General features: G+C 70.7%; 10 protein-coding genes. 8 read left to right on the top strand and 2 right to left on the bottom strand.

The window, feature by feature from the left end; all coding sequences use genetic code 11:
• Positions 1 to 47 precede the first annotated feature (47 nt).
• Entirely contained in the window at positions 48 to 1,901 is a 1,854-nt protein-coding gene (locus tag BLW09_RS01870; protein ID WP_089907687.1) for a glycoside hydrolase family 3 protein, read from the bottom strand.
• On the bottom strand, positions 1,898 to 4,135 hold the full coding sequence (locus tag BLW09_RS01865) for a beta-galactosidase (protein WP_089907685.1): 2,238 nt from the start codon (positions 4,133 to 4,135) through the stop codon (positions 1,898 to 1,900). The genes BLW09_RS01870 and BLW09_RS01865 overlap by 4 nt, the downstream gene beginning before the upstream one ends.
• Before the next feature lie 165 nt (positions 4,136 to 4,300).
• Between BLW09_RS01865 and BLW09_RS01860 the strand changes: the two genes are divergently transcribed.
• From BLW09_RS01860 to purL, 8 genes are all read left to right on the top strand, one after another.
• Positions 4,301 to 5,326: a LacI family DNA-binding transcriptional regulator gene (locus BLW09_RS01860; protein WP_231946992.1), complete on the top strand. Its 1,026-nt coding sequence runs from the start codon at positions 4,301 to 4,303 to the stop codon at positions 5,324 to 5,326.
• Between the two features lie 75 nt (positions 5,327 to 5,401).
• On the top strand, positions 5,402 to 7,078 hold the full coding sequence (locus tag BLW09_RS01855; protein WP_089907679.1) for an ABC transporter substrate-binding protein: 1,677 nt from the start codon (positions 5,402 to 5,404) through the stop codon (positions 7,076 to 7,078).
• Between the two features lie 10 nt (positions 7,079 to 7,088).
• Positions 7,089 to 8,081 carry an ABC transporter permease gene (locus BLW09_RS01850; RefSeq protein WP_089907677.1) on the top strand — a complete coding sequence of 331 codons (993 nt, stop codon included), beginning with the start codon at positions 7,089 to 7,091 and terminating at the stop codon, positions 8,079 to 8,081.
• Positions 8,078 to 8,986, top strand: a complete 909-nt coding sequence (locus tag BLW09_RS01845; protein ID WP_089907674.1) for an ABC transporter permease — start codon at positions 8,078 to 8,080, stop codon at positions 8,984 to 8,986. The genes BLW09_RS01850 and BLW09_RS01845 overlap by 4 nt, the downstream gene beginning before the upstream one ends.
• 2 nt (positions 8,987 to 8,988) lie before the next feature.
• Positions 8,989 to 10,605 carry an ABC transporter ATP-binding protein gene (locus BLW09_RS01840; protein ID WP_231946990.1) on the top strand — a complete coding sequence of 539 codons (1,617 nt, stop codon included), beginning with the start codon at positions 8,989 to 8,991 and terminating at the stop codon, positions 10,603 to 10,605.
• Positions 10,606 to 10,657: 52 nt separating this feature from the next.
• A complete protein-coding gene (locus BLW09_RS01835; protein ID WP_231946988.1) occupies positions 10,658 to 11,221 on the top strand; it encodes an RNA polymerase sigma factor in 564 nt (187 codons plus the stop codon).
• Positions 11,218 to 12,024 (top strand): hypothetical protein, encoded by an 807-nt coding sequence (locus BLW09_RS01830; protein WP_089907665.1) that lies wholly within the window; start codon positions 11,218 to 11,220, stop codon positions 12,022 to 12,024. The genes BLW09_RS01835 and BLW09_RS01830 overlap by 4 nt, the downstream gene beginning before the upstream one ends.
• A 66-nt stretch (positions 12,025 to 12,090) precedes the next feature.
• Positions 12,091 to 14,409: a phosphoribosylformylglycinamidine synthase subunit PurL gene (gene purL, locus BLW09_RS01825; RefSeq protein WP_089907662.1), complete on the top strand. Its 2,319-nt coding sequence runs from the start codon at positions 12,091 to 12,093 to the stop codon at positions 14,407 to 14,409.
• The last annotated feature ends 32 nt before the right edge of the window (positions 14,410 to 14,441 follow it).

The raw sequence follows: 14,441 nt of genomic DNA, 5'->3' as shown, positions 1-14,441 counted from the left end.
GGGGCGCCGTCGCGGAGACAGGGGCGGCGGCGCCCCCCGGCTCGCGGCTAGATGGTGCGCGCGGTCGCGAGCACCAGCCCGTGGCCGAGCGGGAACAGCGGGTCGGCCGAGCCGCCCGGCTCGTCCGGCGCGTGCGCCTCGACGGCAGCCATCGAGGACGGAAGCTCGAACGGGAGGCGGCCGCGCGGCGGGATGCGACCGGTCAGCGCATCCAGCACGGCGGCGTCGCTCGCCCCGTAGACGCCGGCCAGCGCGGCGATCCCGGGCATGTCGGCGAACGGCGTCAGGATGGCCGCCCGGTCGAGCGTCACCACGAGGATGACCGGCACCTGGTCCGCGATCGCCCGGATGCGCGACACCTCCGCCTCCGGGAACTCGAGCGAGCCCTGGTGGAACCACGCCTCCAGGAACAGGTCGTCGCGGTGCTCCCACGGCGCGGCGACGCGGACGATCGCGACATCGGCCGCGGCCGGCTCCTGCACGACGGCGCCGTAGCGCGAAGCCACCGCAGCATCCACGCCGTCGACGTAGAGCCGGATGCCGTCCGGCAGCGGCAGGGCCTCGTCCGCCGCCTGCAGAAGCGTCAGCGACTCGGCCTGCGCGCGATGGCCCGCCTGCTGGAAGTCGTCGCGGCCGACGATGCGCTCGGCGGCGTCCTCGTCGACGTACGGGTCGTCGAAGAGCCCGAGCTGGAACTTGACGGCGAGCAGCCGGCGCGCGGACTCGTCGATGCGCTCCTCGGAGACCCTCCCGGCGCGGACCAGACCGAGCAGCAGGTCGACGCACTCCTCGCCGCCGAACTGGTCTGCACCCGCGTCGAGGATGCGCAGCATGCGCTCCTCCGGCCCCAGCTCCTCCACGCCCCAGGCACGCGCGGGCAGCACCTGGTCGCCGACGTGGTTGTCGTTGACGAGCTCCCAGTCGGTGACGACGACGCCGTCGTATCCCAGCTTCTCGCGCAGCAGCCCGGTCACGATCTGCTTGTTGTAGCCGAACCCGACCTCCTCGACCGGTTCGCCGTCGAGTTCCAGGCCGACGGGCATGCCGTAGTAGGGCATGATCGCGCTCGTCCGCCGGGCGATGGCCAGGCGGAACGGCTCCAGGTGATCCTCGAAGCGACCCGCCGTGTAGGTCTGCTCGCGGCCGTAGGGGAAGTGCGCGTCCTCGCCGTCCTTCTGCGGGCCGCCCCCGGGGAAGTGCTTGGTGGTGCAGGCGACCGACTGCGGCCCCAGCTCCGGCCCCTGCAGCCCGTCGAGGTAGGCGCCGGCCAGCCGGGTCACCAGCTCCGGGTCCGCCCCGAGCGTGCCGGGCAGCCGCGCCCAGCGGGGCTCGGTGGCGAGGTCGACGGTCGGGTGGAGCGCAGCGCGGATGCCGATCGCCGTGTACTCCTGCCGGACGATGTCCGCGAAGCGGCGGACCGCGTCCTCGTCCCCGATCGCACCGAGACCCAGCGGCTCCGGCCACTGCGAGAGGTGGCCTGCCGAGAACGAGACGCCCGAGTTCTCGACGAACGCGTGGCGTGGATCGGTCGAGACGGTGACCGGGATGCCGTGCGGCGTCCGCTCCGCCAGCTTCTGCAGTGCGTTGCTCCACCGGGCGGAGAGCCGGGCACCGGGCAGCTGGTGGACGTTGAAGTGGTTCATCCGCTTGCCCACGACGACCGTGGAGGTCGGCGACTTCGAGATGGCGCCGGCGGTCTCGATGAGCGTGCCGTCCTGCCCGGCCTCGATGACGGTCTGGAACATCAGACCGACCTTCTCCTCCAGGCTGAGCCGCCCGAGGAGGTCGGCGACGCGATCCTCCACGCTCCGGCGGGGATCCTCGTAGGGGTCCATCCGCCCGTTGCCGTTGAGGTCGCGGTAGAGCACTCCGTCGTCGGATGTGCGGTAGTCGGGGGTCACGCGAAGGTCTCCGTTCGGTCGGGGGTGGGGGCGGTGCGCCGGGCGTCGGGGAGGGGCAGGATGCGGTGGCCGCGCGGGGGCAGGAGCACGGGCTCGGCGGGCAGCGGCGCCCCGTCGAACGCGGGCGCCACCGTGACCGGGTAGGGGGCGACGTTGATCGCAACGATGGCCGCCTCGCCGTCCGCCGCCACCGGGACGGCGACCACCCCTGGGCGGTCCCCGTTCAGCTCCAGGCGCGGTCGCGCTCCGGCGAGCGCCAGGAGATCGCGCCAGAAGCCCGCATGCACCGGGTAGTCGGCACCCAGCAGCACCGCGACGCCGCCGCCGTCCAGGGTGACGCGCACCGCCGCCGGCCGGCCGGTCCCGCGCTCGCGCAGCAGCTCCTCGCCGGCGCCCGCGAAGAGCTGGGCGCCGCCGACGCGGACCTCTCGCACGCCGTGGTCCGCGAGGGGTCCGACCGCTCGCACCGTCGGGTGGTACTCGCTGTCCGCGTCTACCCGCTCCTGAGTATGGCCGGCGCTCGTCACTCCGAGGGCGTCGGCCAGCGTCGTGCACGGCGTTCCGTCGGCGTCGTGGGCGGGCAGATCGCCGACGAGCAGCAGCCGGCCGCCGGTCCGCACGTGCCGGGCGAGGAACTCCTGCACGCCGCGACCGAGCTCCGCGCCGGTCGCGAGGACGATGAGCTCGCGGTCGCGCCCGTCGCGGTCGTCGCCCGGCATGCCCGCGCTCCAGGCGGGGTCGGTTCCCGCGGCCGCCTGCAGGTCGAGCGCGCCGAAGCTCCAGCCGCCGAGCACGAGCGCGCGGACGAGCGTCTGACGGGCGCCGAATCCGCGATGCCGCTCCAGGTCGCGCACCTGCTGCTGCCGGCGACGAGCCGCGGGATGCGCGTACTCGGTCAGGTAGTGGTCGGCGACGAAGCCGAGCACCAGATCGTCGGTGACCTGGGTGCCCACGGCGAACAGCCGCTCGTGCTCCCGCACCGCGGCCGTCGCCTGCGCGACACCGTCGAGGGACGGCGACCGCTCCCCCTCCGGACCGATCGGGGCGGCGAAGCCGTGGCGTTCGCCGGTGAAGCCGATGCGGTCGTCCCCGTCGCCGACCGGGGCGTCGAGCAGCGGGTTGATCCCGCCCGCGAACAGGTAGTAGTTGATCCCTCTGACGCCCTGGGCGGCATCCAGCAGCGTCTTCAGCACGGTGGCCTCCGGCGAGGTCAGTGCGGCCAGGTCCTCTCCGTAGTCGCCGTCGCCCGCGTCGAACTCGAGGGCGGTCAGCGGCTGATCGGCACCGTGCACGGAGGCGGTGATCGCGTTGCCGAGGTACAGATCCGCGACGTTCTCGACGGTGAGCTCTCCCAGGTACATGTCCGTGCCGCCGGTGAGCCCCGCGCGGCCGCGGTAGGCGGGCGCCAGCTGGCTCACCCCGATGGGATACGTGAGCCCGCGCCCGCCGCCGGTGCCGTGGATGTTGACGAGCAGCGGAGCGGTGATCCCCCGGTCGCGCGCCCAGGCCTCCAGCGTCTGGAGGTAGCGCGCGAAGCGTGTCCGCGTGAAGCGGCCGAGCGCCGCATGGAGGGCCAGCTCGTCGTCCGTCCCCGCCGCGCCGCCGCGGGGGTCGAGGGCGATCCCGGACGCCGCGGAGAACTCCCGGACCGCCTGATCGGTCAGCGTCGGGGTGTTGGAGACCCAGTCCAGCATGCCGACCTCGTTGTCCAGCTGGACCGCGATGACCGGGCCGCCGTGCTCGCGCTGGCGCTCGGCGAGCGGGGCGAGCACGGCGTCGTACCAGCGCTCGGCCTCGGCGAGGAAGGCGGGAGCCAGGTAGTCGACCGTGCGTGTGGAGGCAGGGGCGCCGTCCCAGCCCACGGGGTGGATCTCGGGATGCTCGCGGCGAAGCCGGTGGGGCAGACCCTCGTTCTTCAGCTCGGCCATCTGGAAGGGGCCGGGGCGGGCGATGAACCAGAGCCCGTGCTCGGCGCACAGGTCGATGAACGCCCCGAGGTCCCGCTCCGGGCGGCTCTCGCCGGTGACGTCGATCGTGCCGTCGGGGAGTTCGTGCCAGATCCAGGGGATGTAGCTGGCGACCGCGTTCAGGCCGGCGTCGACGGCCGCGCGGATGCGGTCCTCCCAGTCCGCGCGGGCCAGCCGGAAGTAGTGGATCTCGCCGGCGAGCACCATGCGCGGCTCGCCGTCGATCACGATGCGCGCGCGTTCGAGTCGTGTGGGGATGGACATCATCGGCCTTCCTCGGAGGGGTTGTGATCTGACGACCTGGGGCTTATTGTCGCTGTAACCGATTACTGCAACCGGTTACTGGCGAGCGTACCAAATCGTCCGCGGAGGACAACCCCTCCCGGCCGGCGAAGTCGCCCGGCGGTCCCCGGCACCGACGAAGGAGTGGATGTGAGCAGCGGCAAGCGCGAGGGCGACCGTCTCAACGTGCGCCAGATCGCCGAGCTGGCGGGCGTCTCGACGGCCACGGTCTCGCGCGTCTACCGGGGGATCGGCCAGGTCTCGCCGGAGATGCGGGAACGCGTCTCGCGGGCCATCGCCGAGCACGGCTACCGCCCCAGCCACTTCGGCACGGCCCTGGCCAACCGCCGCAACGGCACCCTCGGCATCGTCTTCCCCGGCCTCAGCGGCCCCTACTTCGGCGAACTGATCGAAGGCTTCGACCGCGCGGCCATCGCGGCCGGGGTGAGCGTCAACATCCTCGGCACCCACGCCCTGCGCAACACCGCCGCCGACCTGGAAGCCATGACCGAGCGGGTGGACGGGCTGGCCGTGCACGCCGGCGTCGTCGACGAGGAGACGCTCCGCCGTCTCGCCGACCTCGTCCCGGTGGTCGTGATCGGCGGCGACTCGGGCGGGTCGGGCATCCCGGACGGCGCGCTCCAGGTGCGCAGCGACCACTCCCACATGCGCGAGCTGGTCGCCCACCTCATCCACGACCACGGACGCACCCGGCTGGCCTTCCTCGGCCGCCCGAGCGACTCGCCGGACATCCAGTCCCGGTACGACAACTACGCCGCGGCCCTCCGCGACGCCGGGCTCGAACCGGCCGCGCCCATCCACGCGTGGCTGGCCCAGGCCGACGGCGTGCTCGCCGCTCCGCGCATCCTCGACCTGCTGCGCGCCGGCGAGATCGACGGCGTCGTCGCCGCCAACGACGAGCTCGCCCTCGGCCTCATGTTCGCCCTCCTCAGCGAAGGAGTGACCGTCGGTCGCGACCTCGCCCTCACCGGCGTGGACGACGTGCCGATGTCGTCGCTCGTCAGTCCCGGCCTCACCACGCTCGCGCGGCCCCTCCGCGACCTCTCCGGCATCGCCGCCGACCTCCTCCTCGACCTGATCGCCGGCCGGCCCGCCCAGAGCGCCGTCGTGCCGTCCCAGGTGATCCGCCGCGGCAGCTGCGGCTGCCCCTCGTAGCGCGGATCGCACCCCGTCCCCCATCCACCTCTCGCACAGAACCACCCCATCCCCCGACACAAGGAGGTGTCCACCATGGACCGACCACGCCCGATCTCGAAGACGCGCAGAAGGCTCACGACCGTCCTCGCGGCGACTGCTGTCGCCGCCCTCGCCCTGACCGGATGCTCCGGCGCAGGCGACTCGAGCGCCGCAGGGACCGACGGCCGCATCCCCGTGCTCAACTTCGGCGGCTTCGGCGGAGGCTCGAACCCCAAGGAGAACTACAACCCCTACCTGGCGACGGCCCTCAGCGTCGGCAACTACCTCTACGAGCCGCTGATGATGCTCAACGAGTACTCCTGCGTCTACGAGCCCTGGCTCGCGACGAAGATGGAGTGGGCGGATCCGTCGACGCTGGAGTACACCCTCCGCGACGGCGTGAAGTTCTCGGACGGGAAGCCATTCACCGCCGACGACGTCGTCTTCACCTTCGACATGCTCAAGAAGTACCCGGCTCTGGACACGCGCGGCGCGTGGGCCTCCCTGAAGTCGGTCGAGAAGACGGCGGACGACGCGGTCACCTTCCACTTCGACGGCCCGGGATCGAGCAGCCTCGTGGCCGTCAACAGCGTGCTGATCGTGCCGAAGCACATCTGGTCGAAGGTCGCCGACCCGACCACGTACACCAACACGAAGCCGGTCGGCACCGGACCGATGACGACCGAGAGCTTCACGCCGACGAAGCTCGTGCTCAAGCGCAACCCCGACTACTGGCAGGCCTCGAGCATCCGGGTCGACAAGATCCAGTTCAACAACTCCGACCAGGGCCAGGTGGAGCAGCTGAAGCTGGCTCGCGGCGACTACGACTCCAACGCGATGTACATCCCCGACATCGACAAGTCGTATGTGGCGAAGGACCCGAAGCACAACAAGTACTGGTTCCCGGCCGGGTCGCCGATCAGCCTCTACATGAACCTCGACAAGAAGCCGTTCGACGACGAGGCGTTCCGCGACGCGGTCGCCCAGGCGATGGACAAGGACTCGATCGTCGAGGATGCGCAGCAGGGCTACGTCAAGGCGGCCAGCCAGACCAGCCTGGTGCTGCCGAACGCCAAGGACTGGCTCCCGTCAGGCATCCCCGACGACGGGTACATCTCGTACGACGTGAAGGCCGCCAAGGCGGCGCTCGACGAGGCCGGCTACCGGCTGGACTCCGACGGCAAGCGCCTCGGAAAGGACGGGAAGCCGATGAGCTTCTCCATCCAGATCCCCGGCGGCTGGAACGACTGGATCCAGGCGGGGAAGATCGTGCAGAAGGACTTCGCCGCGCTCGGCATCACGGTCGACATGCAGAACCCGACGCCCGAGGTCCAGGGCCAGAACCGCCTCACCGGCCAGTACGATCTGACCTTCGGCGTGCGCGGCGGCAGCTGCGACATGTACCGGAACTTCCTCGAGCCGCTCGCCAGCAGCGAGACCGCACCGATCGGCGAGGCCGCGAAGACCAACGAGGTCCGCTGGCGCGACGGCACGACGGACGCCCTGATCGATCAGCTCCGGCAGGAGTCCGACCCGGCGGCCCAGAAGAAGACCGTCGGCGAGCTCGCGACCATCATGTACGACAAGAAGCCGTACATCCCCCTCTGGTACGGCGCGAGCTGGTTCGAGTACTCGACGAAGCGCGCGGTCGGCTGGCCGAGCGCGAGCGATCCGTACGCGAAGCCGAGCAACATGCCGATCATCCTCACCCACCTGAAGCCGGCGAAGTAGGAGCCCGGCCATGCGGTACTTCCTCCGGAGAGCGGGGTTCTTCGTCGCCACCCTGTGGGCGGCGATCACCCTCAACTTCCTGATCCCCCGGCTGCAGCCGGGGGATCCGGCGGAGGCCATCGTGCGCAAGCTGGTCGGCCGGAACGCCTCCATCGACCCGGCCCAGCTGCACTCGGTGCGTCTCATGCTCGGCGTGAGCGACAAGAACCTGTTCCAGCAGTACCTCGACTACCTCGGGGCGATCGTCCGCGGCGACTTCGGGGTCTCGTTCACCTACTTCCCCTACAAGGTCACCGACGTGATCGCGCAGGCGATGCCGTGGACGATCGTGCTGGTCGGTGTGACGACGATCGTGTCGTTCGTCATCGGCACGCTGCTCGGGTCGTGGGCCGCCTACCGCCGCGGCTCGCGGGTCGACTCGGTCCTCACGCTCGGGTCGACGTTCCTCGGGACGCTGCCCTTCTTCTGGATCGCGCTGATGCTGATCTTCCTGTTCTGCTTCACCTGGCAGGTCTTCCCGGAGTCGGGCGGCTACGGCGACACCGTGCCGGGATGGAACTGGCCGTTCATCGGCGACGCGATCTCCCACGCGGCGCTGCCGATGATCGCGCTGCTCATCACCGGGCCGCTCGGCTGGATCCTCGCGATGCGCAACAACATGGTGCAGACGCTCGGTGAGGACTACTCGCGCCTGGCGAAGGCGAAGGGCCTCGGCGAGCGCACCATCGCCCTCTCCTACGGGGCGCGCATCGCCATCCTGCCCTCGGTGACCGGCTTCGCGCTGGCGCTGGGCGGCCTGCTGGGCGGCACCATCCTGGTCGAGACGATCTTCAACTACCCGGGCCTCGGACGCCTGCTGTTCGAGGCGGTCGGCAACAGCGACTACCCGCTGCTGCAGGCGATCTTCCTCCTGACGACCGTCGGCGTTCTCGTCGCGAATCTCGCGGCGGACATGCTCTACGGCGTCCTCGACCCCCGAGTCCGAAAGGCGGCAACCGCATGAGCGCGGCGACGAGCCTCCCGGCCGCAACGGCGGCCGTGCAGCCCATCGGGACCGAGCGCGGGCGTGGTCCGCGCTGGTACGTCCTCCTCTGGCGCGATCCGAAGTGCCGCATCGGCCTCATCCTGCTGGGCGTCTTCCTGCTGACGGCGCTCCTCGCTCCGTGGATCGCACCCTACGATCCACGCGCCGCGGTAGGCGGTCCGAGCGAAGGACCGAGCGCCCAGCACTGGCTGGGCACGACGGACAGCGGGGAGGACGTGTTCAGCCAGCTGATCTGGGGCGCGCGCACCTCACTGCTCGTCGGACTGGTGGCGGGCCTGATCTCCACCGTCATCGGGCTCATCATCGGCCTGGTGTCCGGCTACAGCCAGGGCGTGGTCGACGACATCCTCTCGTTCCTCACCAACCTGGCCCTCGTGGTGCCTGTGCTCCCCCTCATCGTGACGCTCGCGTCCTACTCGCCGGTGCGCGGCATCGGGATGATCATCTTCGTCATCAGCATCACCGGATGGGCGTACGGTGCGCGGATCAAGCGCTCGCAGGTGATCTCCCTCCGCACCCGCGACTACGTCGCCGCGGCGAAGCTGGCCGGCGACAGCACCCCGCGCATCATCCTCCGGGAGATCATGCCCAACATGACCTCGCTCATCGTGGTCGGCTTCATGGGCGCTGCGCTCGGCGCGATCGGCGGGGAGGCGGGCCTCTCGTTCCTCGGCCTCGGCGACCCGCAGACCGTCAGCTGGGGCGGGATGCTCAACCAGGCCAACATCGGCGGCGCCCTCCTTACCGGCCAGTTCGCCTGGCTCGTGGCGCCCGGCCTCGCGCTCGCCCTGCTCATCACGAGCTTCACCCTGATCAATTTCGGCATCGACACACTCAGCAATCCGCAGCTGAGGGAGGGATGACCATGGCGCTCCTCGAGGTCACCGACCTGTCCGTCGTCTACCGTCCGCGCGACCACGCCGCGCACCAGGCGGTCAAGCACGTCGGGTTCACCATCGACGACGGCGAGTTCGTCGGGCTGGTCGGCGAGTCCGGCTCCGGCAAGTCCACGCTCGGCAACGCCGTGCTCCAGCTGCTCAGTCGCCCGGCCTACCAGGAGGGCGGGTCCATCGTCTTCGACGGCCGCCGCCTCGACGGCCTGAGCGACGACGAGCTGCGCGGGATCCGCTGGGTCTCCCTCTCGACGGTGTTCCAGTCGTCGATGAACTCGCTCAACCCGGTGCTGACCGTCGCGGCGCAGTTCAAGGACACCTTCAGCGCGCACAAGCTCCCTGCCTCACGCGACCGGGCCGCCGAGCTGCTGCGGATGGTCGACCTCGACCCGGAGGTGCTCGACAGCTACCCGCACGAGCTCTCCGGCGGGATGAAGCAGCGCGTCGCCCTCGCCCTCGCGCTCGCCCTCCGGCCGAAGCTGGTGGTGCTCGACGAGCCGACCACCGGCCTCGACGTGCTGGTGCAGCGCCGCATCCTGGACCGCCTGCGCGACCTGCAGGCGCAGCTCGGCTTCGCGGTGCTGTTCATCAGCCACGACATGGGCACGGTGCTCGAGCTGAGCGACCGCGTCATGGTCATGCTCGACGGCGAGCTGGTCGAGCAGGGCAGGCCCGCGGAGCTGCTGGCCGGCGCCCAGCACCCGTACACCGAGATGCTGCTGGATGCGTACCGCGTCAGCTCGGGCGGCGTCGCGAAGGCGCAGACCGGGACGACCGAGGCTCCCATCCTCTCCATGGAGTCGGTCGGCAAGACGTACCGTGTCGGCCGCGGCCGCACCAAGCGCAGCGTCACCGCGCTGCAGGACGTGTCGCTGACTCTGCGGCAGCGCACGGTCTCGGCCCTGGTCGGTCAGTCCGGCTCGGGCAAGTCGACGATCGCGCGGCTGCTGCTCGGGATGGAGCGGCCGGACAGCGGCACCATCACGCTGACCGCGCCCGGGGCTTCGCCGGTGTCGGTCGGAGCGTTGCGCGGCGCCCGCCTGCGTGCCTACCGGGCGACGACGCAGCTGGTCTTCCAGGACCCCTTCTCGTCGCTCAACCCCGCCAGCACGGTCGCATACACACTGTCGCGGCCGCTGCGGAACTACGGCGGCGTCGCGCGCGGCGAGGTGCGGGAACGGACGCTCGCGCTGCTCGAACAGGTCGGACTCACGCCGGCCGAGCGCTTCATCGACAAGCTGCCGCACCAGCTGTCCGGCGGCCAGCGGCAGCGCGTGGTCATCGCTCGGGCCCTCGCCGCCGACCCGATGGTGCTGATCGCCGACGAACCGGTGTCGATGCTGGACGTGTCCATCCGCGCCGAGGTCCTCGAGCTGCTGAAGCGCCTGGTCGCCGACCGCGGCATCGCCATGCTCTACATCACCCACGACCTGCTCTCGGCCCGCGCCCTGGCCGACGACGTCACGGTGCTGGAGGGCGGCCGGGTGATGGAGCAGGGCCCGGCGTCACAGGTGATCGACAATGCGACCCACCCCTACACGCAGGAGCTGCTGGCGGCCATCCCGGACCCGTTCTCGCGCGTCGGCTGACGGGGGTCGCCGAGTTTGGGAACCACTCGCCCTGCCCGGGACACTACAGAGTGTGAGGGGAATCCAACTCGATGAGCCGGCGGTGCTCGAACGCGTGAACGCCGGTGATGCGGACGCGTTCGGCGCACTGTTCGACCTGCATCATGACCGCGTGTTCCGGCAGGCGATGCGGCTGACCGCGTCACTGCACGACGCCGAGGACATCGTTGCCGTGGTCTTCCTGGAGGCCTGGCGCCGCCGGGATGCGATGCGCGTCGTCGACGGCTCGGTGGTCGCGTGGCTGCTGGTCACGACGAACTTCGTGTTCCGCAACTACGCACGGGCGTCACGGCGCTACCGGGAAGGGCTGCAGCAGCTTCCCCCTCCGGAGCACGCACCCGACCACGCCGACTCCGTAGACGACCGCATCGACCGCGACGCGCGCCGCGCCTCCCTGCGTGCCGCGCTCGCGCAGCTGCCCAAGCGCGACCAGGACATCCTCACCCTCTGCGTGCTGGAGGAGCTCAGCACCGCCGAGGCCGCCACCGCGCTCGGCGTGGCCTCCGGCACCGTGAAGTCGCGCCTCTCCCGCGCCAAGTCCCGACTCGCAGAACTGATGAACGGAGGCGAGCGATGAGCGACGAGCCCACCTTCGACCCGCGCCGCAAGGCGGCGATCCGCGACCTCGTGGTCGACAACGCGGCCGCCCACCCCGGACGCGCCGGCGGCCGCAAGCGCACCGCGCTCGTCGCGACGCTCGTGGTGCTCGCCCTGACCATCTCCGGCGGGTCGGTCGCCTACGCGCTCGGCACCGGACTGCTCAACCCTGCACCCGTCGCGGCGCCCACCCCGACGCCGACCGTGACGCCGACACCGACCCCCACACCGACGCCCACCCCCCTCACCCCGACCGCCTCGACAGAAGACCCAGCCGATCCCTCGACGTGGGTCATCCGATTCGATGGCGTCGGACCGTTGTCGCTGAATCAGCCTCTCACCGTGCTCCAGAGCCGCCTTCCCTCGAGCTTCACCGACGAAACAGAGTCGCTCTGCTATGAATCGCAGAGGACAGCTCGATCGCCGTCGGGGCTCTATTTCTATATCCACGGCCCGGTCGACGGCTCGGATCGAACAGCAACCATCGAGATCACCACCTTGGGCGCGCCAGGCGCGGACCCTCGGGATACGCCGAGAACCCCGGAGGACATCGGTATCGGCTCGACCTTCGACGAGCTCCTCGGCGCTTACCCGTCGATGGAGAAGACGTACGAAAGCCCGAAAGGGTGGACGCAATACGCCGTCACGGACGGTCGAGGCGGCTGGATCGTCTTCTCGGTGAAAGACGGAGTGGTCGACGGCTTCCAGGTCGGGAACGAGATGCTCCGACCCCTGGGGATGACGACAGTAAGAGTCATGCCGAAGGAGCACTGCCCGGCCTGACCGTCTCCGTAGCCCGGTAGACTGGAGCACATCCCCGCCCAGCCCCGCCCAGCCTGGAGTGCCCGCGTGACCGACACCGCCACCGCCCACGTCGTCGACACCGTCGCGAACGCGATCGAGACCCCGGAGCGGGAGCAGCCGTTCGCGGCGCTCGGGCTCAAGGAGGACGAGTACGCGAAGATCCGCGAGATCCTCGGCCGCCGCCCGACCAGCGGCGAGCTGGCGATGTACTCGGTGATGTGGTCGGAGCACTGCTCCTACAAGTCGTCGAAGATCTACCTGCGGCAGTTCGGGCAGAAGGTCAGCCCGGCCATGAAGAAGAACCTCATGGTCGGCATGGGCGAGAACGCCGGCGTCGTGGATGTCGGCGAGGGCTGGGCGGTCACCTTCAAGGTGGAGTCGCACAACCACCCCTCCTACATCGAGCCGTTCCAGGGCGCCGCGACCGGCGTCGGCGGCATCGTCCGCGACATCATCTCGATGGGCGCGCGCCCGGTCGCCGTCATGGACCAACTGCGCTTCGGCGCCATCGACAGCCCGGACACCGCGCGCGTCGTGCACGGCGTCGTCTCGGGCATCTCGTTCTACGGCAACTGCCTGGGCCTCCCGAACATCGGCGGCGAGACCTACTTCGACCCGGTGTACCAGGGCAACCCGCTGGTGAACGCCCTCTCGGTCGGCGTCCTGCGCCACGAAGACCTGCACCTGGCGAACGCGTCCGGGGCCGGCAACAAGGTCGTGCTGTTCGGTGCGCGCACCGGCGGCGACGGGATCGGCGGCGCCAGCATCCTCGCGTCCGACACGTTCTCCGCGGGCGGCCCGACCAAGCGTCCGGCCGTGCAGGTCGGCGACCCGTTCGCCGAGAAGGTGCTCATCGAGTGCTGCCTGGAGCTGTTCCGCGACAAGCTGGTCGAGGGCATCCAGGATCTGGGCGCCGCCGGCATCTCGTGCGCGACCAGCGAGCTGGCCTCCAACGGCGACGGCGGGATGTTCATCGAGCTCGACAAGGTGCTCCTGCGCGACCCGAGCCTCACGGCGGAGGAGATCCTCATGTCGGAGAGCCAGGAGCGCATGATGGCGGTCGTCAAGCCGGAGCTGCTCGACGCCTTCCTCGCCGTCACCGCCAAGTGGGATGTCGAGACCAGCGTGCTCGGCGAGGTCACCGAGACCGGCCGCCTCGTCATCAACTGGAACGGCGAGGAGATCGTCAACGTCGACCCGCGCACGGTCGCGGTCGACGGCCCGGTCTACGAGCGCCCCGTCGCCTACCCGGCCTGGATCGACGCCCTCCAGGACGACTCGGCCTCCGTGCTCGCCCGCCCGGCCACCGGCGACGCGCTGCGCGAGCAGACGCTCGCCCTGCTCGGCAGCGCCAACCTGGCCGACAAGGGCTGGATCACCGACCAGTACGACTACTTCGTCGGCGGCAACACCGCGCTCGCCTTCCCCGACGACGCCGGCATGATCCGCGTCGACGAGGAGTCCGGCCTCGGCTTCGCCATCGCCACCGACGCCAACGGCCGCTACTGCCAGCTCGACCCGAAGCAGGGCGCGAAGCTGGCGCTGGCCGAGGCGTACCGCAACGTCGCCGCGTCCGGCGCCGTCCCGGTCGCGGTCACCGACTGCCTCAACTTCGGCAGCCCGGAGAATCCCGAGGTCATGTGGCAGTTCTCGCAGGCCGTCGAGGGCCTGTCTGACGCCTGCCTGGAGCTCGAGATCCCGGTCACCGGCGGCAACGTCTCCTTCTACAATCAGACCGGCGACACCCCGATCTTCCCGACCCCGGTGGTCGGCGTCCTCGGTGTGATCGACGACGTCGCCCGGCGCATCCCGAGCGGCTGGCAGGACGAGGGCGAGAACATCTACCTCCTCGGCATCACCCGCGAGGAGCTGGACGGCTCGGCGTGGGCCGGCACCATCCACGGCCACCTCGGCGGCCACCCGCCGGCGGTCGACCTCGACGCCGAGCGCTCGCTCGCCCAGACGCTGCACGCGGCCTCCCTCGAGGGGCTGGTGTCCTCGGCCCACGACCTCGCCGACGGCGGCCTCGCGCAGGCCCTCGCCGAGAGCGTCATCCGCTTCGGCGTCGGCGCCCGCGTCTGGCTCACCGAGATCGAGGAGCGCGACGGCGTGGATGCGGCGACCGCGCTGTTCTCGGAGTCGACGGCCCGCGTCCTGGTCACCGTCCCGCGCGAGGACGACGTCAAGTTCCGCGGCCTGTGCGCGGGGCGCAACATCCCGGCCCTCCGCATCGGCGTGACCGACGCCGAGGTCGGCGCCCAGCCGGTGCTCGAGGTGCAGGACCTCTTCACCATCGGCCTCGAGGAGCTCCGCGGCGTCCACCGCTCCACCCTCCCCGAGCACTTCGGCCCAACGGTCGCGTAACTCCCCCACCGTCCGCTCCGGAGTTTTTCGCC

The sequence above is a fragment of the Leifsonia sp. 21MFCrub1.1 genome (genome assembly GCF_900107895.1).
Lineage (GTDB): Bacteria > Actinomycetota > Actinomycetes > Actinomycetales > Microbacteriaceae > Leifsonia > Leifsonia soli.
Note: the sequence above shows the minus strand (reverse complement) of the source record. Positions and strands in the feature narration are given on the sequence as shown.